Annotated in this window: 11 protein-coding genes; 7 read left to right on the top strand and 4 right to left on the bottom strand. The window is 37.2% G+C overall.

What is annotated here, in order from left to right; all coding sequences use genetic code 11:
- Nucleotides 1-51: 51 nt before the first annotated feature.
- Nucleotides 52-1,866, bottom strand: coding sequence for an OstA-like protein (locus ACSBFT_RS07935; RefSeq protein ID WP_489604190.1), 1,815 nt, complete (start codon nucleotides 1,864-1,866; stop codon nucleotides 52-54).
- A 52-nt stretch (nucleotides 1,867-1,918) separates the two neighbouring features.
- Here ACSBFT_RS07935 and tilS point away from each other — a divergent pair, with 52 nt between their 5' ends.
- The 6 genes from tilS (at nucleotide 1,919) to ACSBFT_RS07905 (ending at nucleotide 14,282) form a co-directional block, all read left to right on the top strand.
- Nucleotides 1,919-3,262, top strand: a complete 1,344-nt coding sequence (gene tilS / locus ACSBFT_RS07930) for a tRNA lysidine(34) synthetase TilS (protein WP_489604189.1) — start codon at nucleotides 1,919-1,921, stop codon at nucleotides 3,260-3,262.
- A gap of 86 nt (nucleotides 3,263-3,348) precedes the next feature.
- Nucleotides 3,349-5,643 carry a carboxypeptidase regulatory-like domain-containing protein gene (locus ACSBFT_RS07925; protein WP_463044828.1) on the top strand — a complete coding sequence of 765 codons (2,295 nt, stop codon included), beginning with the start codon at nucleotides 3,349-3,351 and terminating at the stop codon, nucleotides 5,641-5,643.
- A gap of 252 nt (nucleotides 5,644-5,895) precedes the next feature.
- Nucleotides 5,896-7,032: a DmpA family aminopeptidase gene (locus tag ACSBFT_RS07920; RefSeq protein WP_489604188.1), complete on the top strand. Its 1,137-nt coding sequence runs from the start codon at nucleotides 5,896-5,898 to the stop codon at nucleotides 7,030-7,032.
- Nucleotides 7,033-7,034: 2 nt separating this feature from the next.
- Nucleotides 7,035-8,138 (top strand): mandelate racemase/muconate lactonizing enzyme family protein, encoded by a 1,104-nt coding sequence (locus tag ACSBFT_RS07915; protein WP_489604187.1) that lies wholly within the window; start codon nucleotides 7,035-7,037, stop codon nucleotides 8,136-8,138.
- Between the two features lie 29 nt (nucleotides 8,139-8,167).
- Complete coding sequence (locus ACSBFT_RS07910) at nucleotides 8,168-8,605, top strand: RidA family protein (RefSeq protein WP_489604186.1); 438 nt, start codon at nucleotides 8,168-8,170, stop codon at nucleotides 8,603-8,605.
- Nucleotides 8,606-9,056: 451 nt separating this feature from the next.
- The gene (locus ACSBFT_RS07905; RefSeq protein WP_489604185.1) at nucleotides 9,057-14,282 is read left to right on the top strand and encodes a DUF7379 domain-containing protein; all 5,226 of its coding nucleotides are present in this window, start codon (nucleotides 9,057-9,059) and stop codon (nucleotides 14,280-14,282) included.
- Nucleotides 14,283-14,440: 158 nt separating this feature from the next.
- Here ACSBFT_RS07905 and ACSBFT_RS07900 read toward each other — a convergent pair whose 3' ends face one another.
- The gene (locus ACSBFT_RS07900; RefSeq protein WP_463044832.1) at nucleotides 14,441-15,247 is read right to left on the bottom strand and encodes an SDR family NAD(P)-dependent oxidoreductase; all 807 of its coding nucleotides are present in this window, start codon (nucleotides 15,245-15,247) and stop codon (nucleotides 14,441-14,443) included.
- 179 nt (nucleotides 15,248-15,426) lie between these two features.
- On the opposite strand from ACSBFT_RS07900, the gene ACSBFT_RS07895 reads away from it, so the two are divergent.
- Nucleotides 15,427-15,768: a winged helix-turn-helix transcriptional regulator gene (locus tag ACSBFT_RS07895; protein ID WP_463044833.1), complete on the top strand. Its 342-nt coding sequence runs from the start codon at nucleotides 15,427-15,429 to the stop codon at nucleotides 15,766-15,768.
- A 351-nt stretch (nucleotides 15,769-16,119) separates the two neighbouring features.
- Here the strand turns inward: ACSBFT_RS07895 and ACSBFT_RS07890 are convergent, their stop codons facing one another.
- Nucleotides 16,120-16,824, bottom strand: a complete 705-nt coding sequence (locus tag ACSBFT_RS07890) for a ribonuclease activity regulator RraA (protein ID WP_489604184.1) — start codon at nucleotides 16,822-16,824, stop codon at nucleotides 16,120-16,122.
- Between the two features lie 443 nt (nucleotides 16,825-17,267).
- Nucleotides 17,268-17,669 (bottom strand): RidA family protein, encoded by a 402-nt coding sequence (locus ACSBFT_RS07885; protein ID WP_489604183.1) that lies wholly within the window; start codon nucleotides 17,667-17,669, stop codon nucleotides 17,268-17,270.
- Nucleotides 17,670-18,198: the final 529 nt, after the last annotated feature.

Below are 18,198 nucleotides of genomic sequence, written 5' to 3'. Positions count from 1 at the left end.
TGTAAAAAGGTTGTTCGGAGACTGTTTTTTTTACTTTTTTAACAATAAATCTTAAAATATGGAGTTCCCTTCTTCAATTTCTTGACGCTTATCCATAGAACTATCAGCAAAATTTGAGCCAAGAACCTCTTTTTTAGTAGGTTTTAAGTTGATATCCCATGAAAAATTAAGCAGTTTATTCTGGCCCTCTTTTATTTCAAATGGAGGAATAAGCTTTGATTCTGGACTCCCCATAAAGGATATCCTTTTAACTTTTTTCTCTATAAATGATAATCGCATTTTACTGCATTGCACCCGGTTTATTCCTATAAGCTTATTATAATCATCTAGGGCATAGTAAATGCTTTCACCGTTACCATCCACTTCCACCTGTCTAATACTGCTGTTATCGTCAAAAAGAGCAACAATTTGGCGGCCTTTAATTTGATTAAAGTTTTTTACCGAATCCTGAGCAATTACAAAGCTGTTTTGGTTTAAAAACATACGCTTGATTTTGTTATGAACCATAATCGTGGTGATTGTATCTCCTTCCAGCTGGTTATCACCACTCCAAATCATCGGATTACCAATAAACGTAATGACAGAATCTAGCAGGTTATAATTTAAAGAGTCGCAGGTGGATTGGAAATCTTCTCTAAAGATTTTGACCGTACCATGAGCTATGATAAATTGTATTTTATCTACTTCGCTTTCGGGTTCTTTTATAGCTAAAGAATCTTTACGGGTCACATTTATAGTAAGCGAATCGGAAATTTCTAGGGCGGTGGGTGTACCGGGGATAGGATTTATTTCTCCTACAAAAACACTGTCTTTCGAAATTTGCAATCTATCCGTCAGTAAATCGAGATTTTTAAGACTGTCTGAAAGTGTCGTGTCGGTGGATACCAATGGATAAACATCTGCTATGTTTTGATACGCATAAATAAAATCTGCCCTTAAGAAAAGAGTATCACCAGAACTAATGGATCTCATTAGGGTATTCCCTATCATTTTAGTGATACCTTTTGATGAAAGTTTCTCGCCATAATCTCCATTTAAATAGAGACTATCCTTTTTACTAAAAAAGGCTACATTTCCAACGCCAAAACCCTCTTCGGTGGTCATGTTAAAGTCTAGCGTGTCTGCTGCTAAAGTGTATTCTTCGTTTTCTACCAAAGACCTACCGTAAAATTTAGACTTTTTGGTGTCTGTAAAATAATAACCCTTGTTGGCTGAAAGAATTCCGTCTGGTGAGTTAATGGTGGTATAGGAGTTGAAATCGGCCCTTTTCGTGTTACTGTTATAATCGAGCGTATCTGTACAAAGTGTAAAATCGGGGTGTAATATTTCTACGTCGCCGTAGTAATTGAAAATCTTTGATTGGGTGTTATAGAAACCTGTTTTGCTGGTCAACTGTACGGAATCCTGATGAATAATTCCAGGTGTAGAATAATAAGCTAAATCGGTATTAAGATTGTAGTTCATTCTGGTGGATTCTAGCGTCATGTCGTCATCAGTCATGATTACTCGTTTTCCATGAATTCTGGCAAATCTAGTGTCACCATCGTAGTAAAGCGTATCTCCTGTGATGGTTAAGGTATCTCCTTGGTTGATTCTGATCTTACCATAAGCCACCAAGTTATTGGAGCCAGAATTATGAATGGCTTTTTTACAACTCAGATAAACCCCCCTATGAAAAAACTTAACATCTCCATAAAATGTCCTGATTTCACTCTCTCCAGAATTGACTACCAGTGAGTCGGCTTTAATAAGCTCAATTCTTGATTTTGGCCCTCTGTCAACTGTAGGGTTAAGTGGCTTTTGTGCCGTAACCTTTATGGATATAAGGAGTGGCAGCAGTAGAAGAATATATTGAAGAGGTTTCAAGAACACTGTTTGTTAAAATTACGGGGCAAAATTAGCGTATTTTTGTGGCATTATGGCCTATAAAAGATTGGATATTGCCTTTTTAACATACCTTAAGAAAACAGTAAATGTTACCGAAGAATCGGGTATTCTATTGGCTGTTAGTGGTGGAGTAGACTCTATGGTCATGCTTCGTTTATTTGAATCTACATCCTATAGAATAGTAGTGGCTCATTGCAACTTTTCTTTAAGGGGAGAGGCATCTGAAGGGGATGAAAGTATGATAAGAAACTATTGCCAAGAAAGGGGTTTGGTTTTTGAAACTATTCAATTTGAAACCTTGAAAGTAGCCAGTGAGGAGAAAATTTCAACACAAATGGCCGCTAGAGTTTTAAGGTATCCTTGGTTTGATAGTTTGCTTGTGAAACATAATTTGGATTTTGTAGCGACTGCTCATCACGCCAGTGATTCTTTAGAAACCGCACTTTTAAACCTTACACGAGGTACAGGAATAAATGGTTTAAAAGGAATTTTACCTAAAAGTAAAAATCTAATAAGACCGATTCTTTTTGCTCGAAAAGAGGAATTATTAGCCTTTGCAAAAGAGCATCATATACCATGGAGAGAAGACAGTTCAAACTCGTCGGATAAATACCATAGGAACTTTGTTCGACACCAAGTGGTCCCACTTTTAGAGAAATTGAACCCCAAACTGATAGAAAATTTTTCTCATACGAGTGCTAGGGTAAATCACGCACTGGATTTCATAAAAAGTCAATTGGTAATTTTTAAAGAACAAAGTGTTAAAAGCAATGGCCCTGATTTTGAGATATCCCAAAAGGTTTTTTTTGAAGGTTCTAGCAGGACTTTAGTGGAGTTCTGGTTAGAGGAATTGAACTTTAATTATGCCAGTGTTCTTTCCATTTTTGAAGAGGAGCAGTATCATTCTGGGCGTCAATTTTTGAGTTCAACACACCGCTTATTGTTTGATAGAGATAAAGTATTGATAACACCTGTGGTTTTAAATACGGAGGTAGACTTACGTATAGAGAAAGATCTGACGGAAATAAGTTTTGCATTTGGTCAATTGAATTTCAAAGAAGTTGAGGGTTTTCCTGGGCTAGAGGCGTTGAAAAATGTCAATAAAGCTTTTTTAAATGCCCAAAAATTGAGGTTCCCCTTAGTGTTAAGAAATTGGAGGAATGGCGACATTTTTCAGCCCTTTGGCATGAAAGGCAATAAGCGTGTCTCCGATTATCTTATCAATCAGAAAGTACCCGTTTATGATAAGGAAAAGACCTTGGTTTTATGCTCTGGAAATGAAATTGTATGGCTGGTGGGACATAGAATCTCAGAAAAATTTAAAATCGAAAAATCTTCTGAAACTATATTAGAGGTAGTTTTTACGCTGAAATAGCTTCAATTTCAAGCATTCTGAATTCTTCAGAAATGTTTTGGCATGGCTTTTGGTAACTTATTAGTGTGCAAATCCTAATAAGGAAAATGAATATAAAAATGTCCATGTTTAAAAAATGTGCTGGACTATTAACCCTCTTTACTCTAATAGTTTTACAGTCATTTTCGCAAGCCAGTTTGAAGGCGGGAAACCGTGACTTCGAGAGATTAAGTTATGTGGAAGCCGTAAAGCATTATGAGGCTTTTGTAGAAAGTGCTAAAGCCAATGACCAAGACCTGGCAGAAGCATTGTCTAAGTTAGCTTTTTGTTATAAAAAGCTTCAAGACCATACCAATGCGGAGCGGGTCTATAGAAGTCTTTTTAAAAATCATGAAAGCGTTTTAGATAGCAAAGAGTACTTATACTTCGCACAAGTATTGGCTAGTAACTCTAAATATCGTGAGTCTCAGAAATACTATTCTATGTATGGAGAGCGACAAACTACCGACTTAAGGGCCAAGAACTTTACAGTGGCTTATATGGATAGGTCAAATTTTGCTAGAGATTCTTCCTTGTACAGAATTAAATATTTGGATGCCATTAACTCAAGACAGGCAGATTTTAGTCCGATGTATTTTGGCAAGGGTTTGGTTTTTGTATCGGCTAGAGAGGAAGACACTTTTATTAAGCGGGTGTTTATGAACAGCCAAACTCCTTTTTTAGATCTTTTTCAATATCCAGATACCACTTCTCTATCTGTGAATTGGGGTGATAAGCCCACCGCATCGCTATCAAGTAGCAAAAAAAGTGGTGAATTGGCAGCCTTAGAGGATTTAGAGGTATTTAGTAAGAAATTGAATTCCAAGTATCACGAAGGGCCGGTGACATTCTTTAGTGACCAGAAACAAGTGATTTTTACAAGAAATAATCATTTAGGAAACAAAACACAGAAAAGTGCAGAGGGGATAAATAAACTCAAATTATATTCTGCCAAGTTTGATGGAAAGAAGTGGGATCATATAGACGAATTGCCATTTAACTCTGACGAATATTCTTGTGGGCATCCTACGCTGAACATGGCCAATACCAAAATGTATTTTGTATCTGATATGCCCGGCGGGTATGGTGGTACAGATTTATATGTGGTGGAATATAATGAAGGCAACTGGGGTAATCCGGTAAACCTGGGGCGTGATATTAATTCCGAAGGAAACGAGATGTTTCCGTTTATGGATGAGTTTGACAATTTATACTTTGCTTCTGATGGTCACGCAGGCTTGGGTGGATTAGATGTGTTTTTTGTAGAATTAGACAAGGATAAACCTGTAACACTTCCAGAAAATTTAGGAGCACCTATTAATTCGGAAAAAGACGATTTTAGTTTAATTACCGATGGAAATAGAAATTCAGGATTCTTCGCATCCAATAGGAAAAAGGGGTACTCTGATGATAATATTTATGCGTTTAGTAGAAAGTGCAGAGAACTGAAAGTACTGGTTTACGATGCAGGTACCAATCAGCTTCTTTCGGGTGCGGAAGTAAGGCTGATAAAAAATGGTGTTAATCAAGATTTGTTTACTACGGATAATTCTGGTTCAGTGACTATATGTATGGCTACTGGTTTAGAATTTGAGTTCAAAGCTTTTAAAGAAGGTTACGAGGCCAATGCCGTAGGTTATGGCAGTATGGCCACTTCACAAAACGCTGGAGCGGAGATAAAAATTTATTTACAGTCTTCTAAATTACCATTGGTAAAAGGGACTATTAGGTCCGAATTGACCAATGAGCCTATAGCCGGAGCAACGGTGGTATTGACCAACGAAAAAGATGAGAGTACAGAAACAGTAATTACTGGAAAAGATGGGAAATACGAGTTTCAGCCTACTAAAAAGGGTAAGTATGTGGTATCTGCTGTGAAAGACAATTATGCTACAAATACCGAAGAAATAGGTAAAGTAAAAGCCAAAAGAAACGATAATGTTACCTATGAACAAAATCTTGGCATGATTGCTGAAGGTGATATATTTAGAATCGAAAACATTTACTATAACTACGGTAAATCAGAAATTCGAAGAGACGCTAGAAAGGAATTGGATAACACGGTTTTACCGATACTCAAAAAATATCCAAGTCTAGCCATCGAGATAAGATCGCATACAGATAGCAGGTCGAGTACAGACTTCAACCAAGAGTTATCAGACAGCAGGGCCAAAGCTGTAGTAGAGTATTTAGCAAAGAAAGGGATAGGGGAGGAAAGATTATTAGCCAGCGGTTTTGGAGAGTCCATGCTGGTTAATGGATGTGCAGACGGCGTTGATTGTAGTGAAAACAAACATCAACTAAACAGGCGTACCGAGTTCAAGGTGTTGAACGTTAAGGGGCCAACAGTTCAAAGAGATTAAAGACATATTTTTTCATAGTTTAGGGTTAAGGTTTATTGTTAGAATCGGCAGAGATATTATTTCTCTGCCGATTTTTTTATGCCGGTTATAACATTAATGGCATATTTTGAAAAAAGCGGCATTATTGTATTCTTGTTATTTTAAATAGGACAAACTTTTTTAATTACTATAATTGCCACTTAGCGTTAACACTTTTAAGTTTTTGTCCTTTATATTGTAGAGGTTCTTTTTTTGTTACTCCTAACGCACTATATGAAGAAGTATATTCTGCCTTCCCTTGTAATTGTTTTAACTATGTTTTCTTTTGATGGTTATTCTCAGAATAAAAGATTGAGAGATTATGGTATTGAAGTCGGTGTTTTAAAGCCGGGTGAAAACAATGCCATTACCGACGTATCTGGTGTGAAAGTAGGGCATACCACTTTAGCGATTGGCGATAGCATAAGAACAGGTGTTACCGCCATAATGCCTCATGATGGTAATATTTACCAATGGAAAGTCCCTGCGGCCATATATATTGGCAATGGCTATGGGAAACTAGCGGGTTACAGTCAGGTAAAAGAACTCGGTAACCTAGAAACACCTATCGTTTTGACTAACACACTGAGTGTGCCAGCTGCTTCTGATGCCTTAATTTCGTATACCTTGGCTCAGCCAGGAAATGAAAACGTAAGGTCTGTGAATACGGTGGTTGGTGAAACCAACGATGGTTGGCTCAACGATATAAGAGGCAGACATGTGAAAGAGTCCCATGTTTTAAGTGCCATAGAAAATGCTAAATCTGGAAAGGTAGAGGAGGGCAGCATAGGTGCAGGAACAGGAACGGTCTGTTTTCAATATAAAGGAGGGATAGGTACTTCCTCTAGGGTAATTCCAGAAAAATTAGGAGGGTATACCGTAGGCGTTTTGGTACAAACCAACTTCGGTGGGGTATTTGAACTCAATGGGGTACCTATAGCTAAAGAATTAGACAATTACCCAAGGGCTTACACCTATGACGTAGACGGCTCCTGTATGATAGTGGTGATGACAGATGCTCCCGTAGACGCTAGAAATCTAGAAAGAATGGCGAAAAGAGCCATCATGGGACTGGCTAAGACAGGAGGGATAGCCTCAAATGGAAGTGGAGATTACGTGATAGCGGTGTCTACCGCCAAAGAAAACTTTATACCTAATAGCAGTTCATCTGCCGTATCTGAAAATAAATACTTGACAAATGATGCCGTGACACCCTTGTTTTTGGCCACCATAGAGGCCACTCAAGAGGCTATTTATAACTCACTTTTTGCTGCAAAAACAATTAAAGGGCAGGATGGGCATGAAATGCCATCTTTACCGATTGAGCGGGTAATAGGGATTATGGAAAAGTATAATGGTGTTAAGAAGTAAAAATGAAGATAACCGAAATTGAGATTTTCAAATCACCTATAAAGCTGATAGAGCCTTTTGTGATTTCTTTAGGTATTATGGAATACGCAGAGAATGTGATAGTGCGTATCTACACCGATCAAGGGCTGGTAGGGCTAGGAGAGTGCAGTCCCTTTTTACCGATTAATGGTGAAAGTATGGACACCTGTTTTGTGGTGGCTCAGTATTTGGCCAAAGGCTTAAAAGGGCTTGACCCCACGGATATAGCAACGTGTTCTGGCCAGATGGATAGGACCATTTTTGGAAATACCAGCATCAAGAGTGCCTTTGATATCGCTCTTTTCGACATCGCGGCTCAGGCCGCAAAACTTCCACTGTATCAATTTTTAGGAGGAGAGAACAACAAAACACTCCTAACAGACTATACGGTAAGCATAGGAGAGCCGACTAAGATGGCGGCCGATGCTCTTAAAATAAAAGAAAGGGGCTTTCAGATTATTAAAGTAAAACTTGGAAAGGGTGGAGAAAAGGATGTGCAACGCATCAAAGCCATAAGAGAAAGTATAGGAATGGATATTCCGTTAAGGATAGATGCCAACCAAGGTTGGTGTGTTTCTGAGGCTATTTCCACTTTAAAGGCACTAGAGCCCTTTTATATTCAACACTGCGAAGAACCCATACCCAGATGGGACTTTATGGAACTGTCGAAAGTGAAAGATCAGAGCCCCATTATTATTATGGCAGATGAGTCTTGTTTAGACCATCATGATGCCAAAAGACTGATAAGACTAAATGCCTGTGATGCAATCAATATCAAATTGGGGAAATCTTCTGGAATATTTAATGCACTCAAGATTATAGCATTGGCAGAAAAGGCAAACCTGAGTCTTCAGGTGGGTGGTTTTCTAGAATCTAGGATTGGTTTTACGGCTTCAGCTCATCTGGCTTTAGTGAGTGATAGTGTTCAATTCTTTGATTTTGATACGCCACTTATGTTTGAGGAAGATCCGGTTATTGGAGGTATTACTTATGCTAAAGATGGGAAAGTAAGCATGCCGAAAGGCAATGGTTTGGGAGCTTTTGTGGATGAGAATTATTTGAAAACTTTAAGTAAAGTCACTGTTTAAAATACGTTTTAGAATTAAATTTTATAAAAATGAAATTATTGTATCTGCCTTTTTTAGTCCTTTTATTTTCTTGTCAAGAAACAGAGCAAGAAACTGCTGATTATTATCAAACCGAAGCGTTTGCCAAATTAAATAGACCTTATTCTCAAGCGGTAAAATACGATAACATCATATATGTGTCTGGACAGATAGGGGCTTTGCCAGATGGTACAATAGTGGAAGGTGGTATAGCGGCAGAGACTGTCCAGACGATGGAAAATATCAAGACTATTTTAGAAGCCAATGGCTCTTCTATGGATAAAGTGATAAAATGCACCTGTATGCTTGCCGAAATGTCTGAATTTGGAGCCATGAGTGCTGCCTATGTCAAATATTTCCCAGAAAACAAACCAGCCAGAAGTGCCCTACAAGGAGCGTTACCACTAGGGGTTAAGGTGGAGATAGAGTGTATGGCTGCGGTAAATTAGTTTTCCATGTTTTAACCTTTTATTGAGGTTTTCTGAAAGTTGATTTCAAAAGAAATGCCGAAAAGTATTTTACGAAGTGTAAGCTTTGGATTGCTGACAACCATAAGGCTCATTTCTGACTGCCATTCGTATACCTAGGCAAAATTTGAAATGAGTCTTATAGTTCGTTTATTAAACTCCACTTTCATGTGCATTTATTTCTCAAAATTAGACCTTTTTTTAGCGACGCTTTAAAGCTTCGTGTTCCTTCAGCTACATTAAGATTCAGTTTCCTGCCCATTATTCTTGACCTCTTGATTTTGTTATTACCATCTTACACACGGTAATGATGGATCTGCCTATTCCATTACCTTGTCAAAATAGGGTGTTTTTCTCGTATGACAGCTTTTAATTAAGGATTAGCTTTATTGTTCAAAACTTGAACGTTTTAAATAATCTTAATAAATAAGATATGAGCAACCCTATAAAAATTAAAGTCGTTGGCCAAGATAATACTCAACAAGCTCCTCAGAGTATAGGTGAATATAAGATTGAAAAATCATATGAAATACTAGCGAATAGAGATGGGGGTAACGTCGTAGTAGTAGAGGCACATGACGACGATATTGTATGTCTGGAATTCGATGACGGAATAGAATGGATAGGTTATCTTGGAGACACTAAAGAATTGAAAGGTGATCATACGGATAGGTCTGCAGATGAATTTGATCTTGTATTTGATGGAGTAGGGTATTCCGCAAGCGAAAGAGGCATTGGTATAGCCATTCCTCGCTTTTTAAGGTTTCTTTTTAAACCTGCGGCAAGTACTGCTGCAGGAATACTAGTGAAAAAGCTGGATGAAAAAATAATGACCAATCCAGGTCTTTTTTTAGTGACAAAAAGCATGGAGCTCGTTAAGTTGGATGCTTTAGAAATAGATACTAGCAGAAAATACCTTTTGCTTCTTCATGGTCTGTTTAATAAGACGCAAGGTAGTTTCGGTGGGTTAAAAGGAGATTTGTGGAGTGAAATATTTGAATTATATGAAGGCAGGGTATTGGCATTGGAACACTATACGGCTTCCGAGACACCAATTAAGAATGCTCTGGACTTCCTAAAATTGATTCCCGATAACCTTACTATCGATATTTTATCTCAATCTCGAGGAGGAATGGTTGGCGAGGCCTTAGCACGGTGTAATCACAATAATAAAGTCATAGGGTATGACCCACCTGAATTATCGGTATTTGACAAGTATCGAGATTTGATAGCTGATATAAAGGAATTGAATCATCTAGCACCCGGTAAGTTTCTGACCATAGATAATCATGTGAGGGTAGCGTGTGCAGCTGGAGGAACTACCTTACTTAGTAGACGTTTAGATCATTTTTTGAATTTCGTTCTTGGTGCGGTTGGGATGCTGGCAGGAGGAAAGCTAAATCCTATTTACGGATTCCTTAAAGAATTCATTCTACAGGTTGTTAAGAATCGGTCTAATGCAAATGAAATGCCTGGTATCTGGTGCCATATGCCAGATGGTGAATATCAGAAAGTGGGAAACCCTAGGGATAAATATGTGGCATCAAGAATTTATATGATAGCGGGTGATGCAAAATTTGGAGGATCTTTAAAAAACTCATTATTAGTTTTGATTACCAATTTATACTATAAAGAGGATAATGATTTTGTAGTCAATACCAGATCTGCAAAAAAAGGACTAGTAAGAAGAAATGGAATGTTCTACTTTCTTTCAAGAGATACGGATACCAATCATTTCAATTATTATAAGAGCGACATTTCAAGGAAAGCCATTAAAGCTGCACTAGAAAATAGACCAAGCGAAAGCAAACATTTATTTAAACTACTTTCACATGAAGAATTAGACCGTGGCGTCGATATCAATATTTCATTCAAAACCACTTCTTACCTTCATGTTTCTGGTAAAAAGCCCATATTGATTTTACTGCCCGGCATCATGGGTAGTACTTTAAGTACAAGCGATAAAGTTTGGCTAAACTTCAGTAGTATTAAAAGAGGTATGCTGGTGGATGACTTAGATATTAACGCTACTAATGTAAATGCGGACGGATTGATCTATAAGTTCTATGAGGATTTCTGTAGACATTTTATGAAGGGTTATGATGTATATACTTTACCGTTCGATTGGAGAAAGCCTCTGTCAGTTTCTTCACAAAATTTAATTGACACGATTAAGGATTTAGAAAAACATAATCAACCCATCAAGATAGTGGCTCACTCCATGGGTGGTTTGGTAGTAAGAGAGGCTATGTTTAGAAATCCAGAGGAATGGAATGATTATATATCCAATGAAGCCGCTCAGTTTATCATGCTAGGCACTCCTTGGAAGGGCTCGCATCTTATTATGCAAGTACTTACCGGACATGCGAAAAAAGTTAAATTATTGAATTTGATAGATTTAAAGCATAAGAAAATTGAAATAATGTCTACGATTTCTAAGTTTCCTGGTGTTATGGAATTATTGCCATTGGATGACACGCCTTTTGAAACTAAAGCATTTTGGGATAAAATTGAAAAGGTGGTTGGTGCCGAAAATATGTCTAAACCATCACAGAATGAGCTAGATAATTTTGCTATTTATAAAAAGGAAAAGCTTGAGAAGCAATGGAGCAAAGAAGATTTTAGTAAGATATTTTACATAGCGGGTTATGATGAAACCGTCTGCGACTATGAAGAGGTATCAAGTATTTTTGGAGGTAAAAAAATCAGATATAGAAGTACTTTAAGAGGTGATGGTTCTGTCACCTGGGATAGTGGTATCCCTACAGCCTTACATCGCGGGAATCTATATTACAGCGGTATTACTCATGGAGAACTGGCAAATGAAAAGATAATTTTCAATGCTCTGGAAGATATTTTTAGCAGAAATTCAACGATTAAATTACCGCAACTGCCACCGATTGAAAGGTCTACCAACATTGAAAATACTTATATATCTGAAGAGGTAGAGACAGACGATGACAATGATATCTTAGACTATATTTTCTCTGAAAAATCTGGTCAAAGTTCCGTAGAGCCATTATTGTCTAAATTAAAAGTTAGTGTGCTTAATGCCGATCTCAGGTTTGCTTCATACCCAATAATGGTAGGTCATTTTAAGAATGATGGACTTTATAGTGCAGAAAAAGCCCTTAATTATTATCTAGACAATAAACTTAAGGAAAGGCATGATGTTGGTTTTTATCCAGGTGAAATTGGTGAAAATGAAATTGTTTTTCAAAAAAGCAAACAGCCTAAAGGTGCTTTAATCGTAGGCATGGGTTCTCAATCAAAACTGACCTCACAATTATTATCTGAGAGCATCAGTAAAGCAATATTAAGATATGCCTTCTTTTTTAGAGATAATTATGAGAGCACTGATATAAGAAACAGTAGCAGTAAATTAAGCAGTATTATTATAGGGAGTGCATTTGCTGGTCTCAATTTAAGAGATAGCCTCAAAGCTATTGTTTCGGCTGCTCAAAAGGCTAATAAACAAATCGAAATATTGAATATTGGGTTGAATGAAATCACTCATATAGAAATTGTAGATTATTATGAGGACCTTTCTCAAGAGGCATTTGCAATACTAAAGAGAATGGAACGTGAGGTGAATAATTATAATATTGAAGTTGAGAGTTTTAAAAAAGGAAATGGTAGTAGGAAAAATACTCAGGTTACAGATAGAAATAGCTGGTGGCATACATTTAGTACTGAACTGATTAACGAAAATTCAGAGAAAAAAGGTCTGGTTTTTACAAGCTCCTCCGGTTTAGCACGTGTAGAAGAACAGGAAGTAAGAATTGATTTGAAATTGGCAGAGGTTTTTTCAAATTCATTTTCGCATGAAAAAAGTTTGGACAAAAAGCTGTCTAAAACTTTGTTTGAATTATTGATTCCAAATGACTTTAAAGACACTTTTAGAAATCAAAATAATATTGTCTGGAGAATGGACAAATACGCTGCCCAATTTCCATGGGAAATGTTACATGACTATACAACCAGTGAGCAACCGACCTTTATCAATACAGGTTTAGTTCGTCAATTAACAACGAACGAATACCGTGAAAACCCAGAAATAGTAACGGCAACAAAAGCCATAATAATTGGCAATCCAGATTATAGTAATGACGGTTTTTCACAGCTACCTGCTGCAGAACTGGAAGCTATTGATGTAGCTTCACTGCTGGAGAAAAGGGATTATAATATAAATATGCTCTTGTTTAAGGATGCCGGGAATATCATAAAAGAACTGTTTTCTGAAAATTATAAAGTGATTCATATCGCAGCTCATGGAATTTACAATGATGATAAATCAGGTGTGGTGCTTGGCGATGGAATAATTCTTACACCGGGGATGATTGAACAACTTCCAAATATTCCAGAATTTGTTTTTATAAACTGTTGTTATTCGGGTGCATTGAATGAAGATTCGGAGATGGTAAAACATCGGAATAAGTTAGCTTCAAACATAGGCCCACAATTAATAAGAATGGGGGTTAAAGCTGTGGTAGTGGCTGGATGGGCCGTAAATGATGGAGCGGCCAAAGTTTATGCCAATGAATTATATAAACTACTACTTGAAGGGTTTGATTTTGGTCTTGCCACCACGAAAGCCAGGAAAAAATGCTATGATTATAACCCAAATTCTACTACTTGGGGGGCATATCAATGCTATGGTGACCACTACTATAAATTGGTGAATGAAAATCCCAATTTTGATGAGAAAAAGACTTACGTCATGGAAAGCCAAGCCATAGTTGATTTGGAAAACTTACTTTCTAAAATCAAAGGTCAAAAAGTCAATATCGACAACACCTTAAAACAACTGAATGAAATCAAAAAAACTGTCGTTGAAGCTGATTTTGATTCTGCTGAAATATTAGAATTGTATGCTTTTATTTTGACGGAAATTGGAGAATACAAAGAGGCTATTGAGTTACTATCTTCTCTTAGGAAAAAGGAAAGAGCTACTTTCTCTGTAAGTGCTCTTGAACAATTTTTCAGTTTGACAAGTAAACAAATGGTGAGGGATTTTAAGGAAAATAATCAATTTGAGAATCTCCAATTAGAAAAATTACTAGGAGATTTAGAGTTAATAAAACAAATTGGTGAGACTTCAGAAAGGCTAGCTTTAATAGGTTCTGCCAATAAAAGAGCTGCCATTATTGATGGCTCAAAGAGGTCGACTTATCTAAAACAAATGAAAGATAGTTTCCTTAAGTCCTATGAAATAATCAAAGAACAAAAGTTAGTGGATACTATTTATCCATTAAGTAATTATTTGATTGCAAATTATTTTCTAAATGGAAATAAAGATTTTCAAGAAATAAAACCAGTTTTAAACACCAAGAAACAGTCTTTCAAAAGTTATTTTGGGTGGGTTTTAAAAGAATTAGAAAAAGATAAGAAGAGTTTTGATAATTACTACAGACAGAACGCAACAGCTAAAATACTCCTTTGCCAAATGCTTTATGAAGATAAAACGCCAGAAACATATTTGCCGAGATATAGTGAATGTTTGATACATTCCGTTGATAATTATGCCAACATGAAGCACGTTTTAGGTGAAGCAGAACATTTGGAGTTTATTATGGATTTATTGCCAGAAGGTAACCATAAAAAAATGTTGAAGAAGTTATATAAACAACTTAAATATCGGATGATATATCATGAATAGTTTGCCTTAGAAAATCTCCCGATTTTATCGGGAGCGTAGCTAAATTGCGTTCATCGGTAAGCTCAAGGTAAACCGCTAAGCTAATCTCGTTTATATGCCTGATTTATTACACTTTGACAACTCATTACGATTCCCCAATGCAAAACCTGGGTTCAATTTTAGATGATGGCCATTGTAGCATTCAACAGTCTTTTTATAGCCTGATTATCATAAGCGTCTGGGTGTGCCTTTCCGAAAAGTCCCTTTTCTTCACCCTTGTCATTATCAAAGTATTGGCCAGAAGATGCTTTATATTCCGCTGAAACGGCCAAGTCATATAAGATGTTAGCACCTTTGTCGGCCGGTGACCAATGATTTCCATAGGCCTCTCTTACCATATTCGTGTTTAGTAGAGAACCTGGATTTACCGCAATTACCACGATTCCGGGTTCCTTTTTTGCCAGATCAAAACTCCACATGGTGAGAGCCAGTTTGCTTTGTGCATAAGAACCCTGAGCAGGAATCTCGCTTTGCCCAGAAAGTGCTCGCATTGAAACCAGAGCTTGTGCTGCCGAACTCAAATTGATAATGCGTGGGTTTGAGCCCGCTTGAAGTAGCGGTAATAAGGCTTCCGTTAAAATATAAGGGGCCAAGTAATTGACCGCAAAACGGATGTCTAAACCATCTTTGGTTTTATGAATTGGGCTAGTGAAAACGCCAGCATTATTGATGAGGACATCTAGTTTTGAAATTTCTTCTTTTACCTGAGTTGCCATCATTTTGACAGCAGACAAATCAGAGAAATCTGCTACAAAGCCTTTAATGTTTTCATTATTGCTCAATGTTTTGATTTCAGAAATAACCATATCCAGTTTCTCAGAATTTCTGCCATGCAGATAAATCTGGTGGCCGTCTTTTGCCAGTTTTATTGCGGCTAGTTTTCCGATGCCGTCTGTGCTTCCTGTAATTAATATCGATTTACTCATGTCTTTATTTTATTAGGATGATAGGTCAAACCCATTTAGCTCTTTCTTATCTATAGGGTGTAGTGACGCTTTCTTACCTACTAAAACAATACTATAAATATTATAGTTGCAAAACTAAGTATAGTATTTTATCTTCGCAATAACGGTCAAAAAGGATAGTTGAATCAATCGGTAGAATCATGTACAATTTTAAAGGAAAAGAATACCCTTGCTGTGCCAGCTTAACCATGGGCATGATTGGTGGAAAGTGGAAAACAGTGATTCTATTTCATTTGATAGACGGGAAACTTCGTTATAACGAGCTTAGGAAAGAAATGCCTACGGTAACGGAACGTACCTTAAGTTTGCAGTTAAAAACCTTAGAAGAGGATGGCATAATAGAGCGGAAAGTCTTTACTTTAAAACCGCCGCTGAAAGTAGAGTATTCGCTAACGGATTTTGGAAAAACATTGATTCCTGTCGTTCAATCTATTGCCCAATGGGGCGTTTCGGTAGTGGAGAAACATCCAGAAATGATATAGTTTTTTTAGGAATGGCAGTGGCACTCATACCCATTCAAACTAGTGTACCAATAGGATTAGGCAATTCCAACGATGAAATGCCATGGCCACTTGTCAATGGAGCTAGGAGATAAATGTGCTGTGTGAAGAGTGTAATTGATTGGCTCGTCAGACACCTTTCTGGTTGCGTAAAATTCTTTGGCGGTATGACGAAATTGGAAGGCTTTTATAATAACTATTTGTGCAATATTGTAAGGGTAAATTATGTATCGTACTTTCTCTATGCCCTAACGCTCAAAAAGGATGGTATAAAATATATTTGAAATGAATCGTTTTTAGCGTTAAATAGCCTTTTTTACAGCAATAATATCCTTATTTATTAAACTTCCATGCCTCAAACTTTTTAGAAACTTCTTCTGAGGTCATAGGGTAAAGTCCAATAATAGTGTCTCCTGCTAAGACTCGTTCTGTGACAAATTCCTCATATAATTCCATACTTTTTGCTTGCTCGGCAACGGTATCAGCCAAATTTGCGGGAATGACCATAACGCCATCAGCATCGCCCACAATGACGTCACCTGGAAAAACGGCTACATTGCCACAGCCAATAGGAACATTGATATCTAATGCCTGATTTAAGGTCAAATTAGTAGGTGCGGAAGGTGCTTTATGGAAGGAAGGGAAATCTAAATTGGCAATAATCTGGGAATCTCTAAATCCGCCATCGGTTACCACTCCTGCGGCTCCACGCACCATGAGTCTCGTAATTAATATGGAACCAGCTGATGCCGCTCTAGCAGACTTACGGCTATCCATGATCAATACGGCTCCCTCCGGGCAGGTTTCTATGGCTACCCGCTGCGGATGCTTAGGATCTCTAAAAACCGACATCTCATTTAAATCCTCCCTTGCTGGAATATATCTTAAAGTAAAAGCTTCTCCCACCATATTTTCTTTGAGGGCAGACAATGGTCTGACGTCTTGAATGAATTGAAATTTTAAACCGAGTTTGAATAAAATCGACGCTATGGTAGGTGTACTTGTTTTCTTCAGCTGTTCTCTGGTTGAAGCTTTCATTTTATGGTTTTCCATAAGACTTTCTTTCGTTTTAGTATCTTTTAGGGTTCAAACTAAAGCTTTTTTGTGAAAGCTTACCGCATTATTTGTTGATATTCTTTTTTTCCTCCCGTCCAAAAATAAAACTACCATACTTAATGATGTTTACATTGGTAGCTGGGATACAAGTTTGGAAGAACTTAAATCCAAGATCGTACATCAAGAGCCGTATGAATCGAGAGGTTTACGACTACGTGTCTCGGACTACGCGTCTCGGACTAAGCGTCTCGGACTACGCGTCGCGGACTACGCGTCTCGGACTACGCGTCGCGGAACTGTTTGTGAGAGGTAAGGGGGGAAACTCCCCTTATCTACTGGACTAGCTTCCGTTTTATTTTTTATACTATTTCTTTCATTTAAAGTTTTCTCAAAAAAAAATGCTTCTCTACAAATTTATTAAACCTTCAAATAATTGCCTGAGCTTCTATTTCTATCATGAATTCTTCGTTTGCCAATCCTTTTACATTTATCCATGTACTTGATGGAGGGTTTTGTGTTCCAAAATTATTTCTTAAAACTTGGCTTATTATTAAACCATCACCACTTTGGTAGTTTACCTTATAAATTCTTAACATTACTATATCTTCTAAATTACCACCAGCCGATTCCACTGCAATCCTAAGGTTCTCAATTGATTTTTCAGTTTGTTTGGCCAGGTCATTTTTACCAACAATTTTTAAGTTTTTATCCCACGCAACCTGTCCAGATATAAATACCATTTTCCCAGGGTTTGTTACTACAACTTGGGAAAATCCATATTGCCTAGAATCAAATAACGTTTTCGGATTTATACATTCTCTTTTCATTTCAAGGTCTTTTGCTTATTGTTGACTAAGGTTCATCATTCATTAACTTTCAATACCTATAATTTAAAATTTTTCTTCAAAATCTATCAAACCTATTCTTTTTAACCCGCATAATGCCATAGGCAATCTCCCGATTTTATCGGGACCGTAGCTAAATTGCTTCAAATGAGTTCGTAAACACATTTAAACTCAATCATCAGAACCCTACGACAAAAAGCTCAGGGTAAACCGCTATGCTAATCTCGTTTAAATGTATGATTTATTCCACTTTAAAACTCATTACGATTCTCCAATGCTTAAACCGGGTTGAATATTTTTTTTCTTAACAAATCATTTTTCAAATTGTTTTCGTCAGCGTACTTTCGGCACATGTTGCCTATAACGATTGGGCTTTAAGTAGTGCGACTTAATAGCTGTGCCGCTCGCATACCTTGTAGCCAAATCGTTGATTTGGTTTCTTTTATTTTCTTCTATCAAATGTGCCAATTCAAAGATTTGGCGGTCTTTTGCAAATAAGCAAGAAGCCATA

Source organism: Arcticibacterium sp. SM2516 (assembly GCF_057914865.1).
Note: the sequence above shows the minus strand (reverse complement) of the source record. Positions and strands in the feature narration are given on the sequence as shown.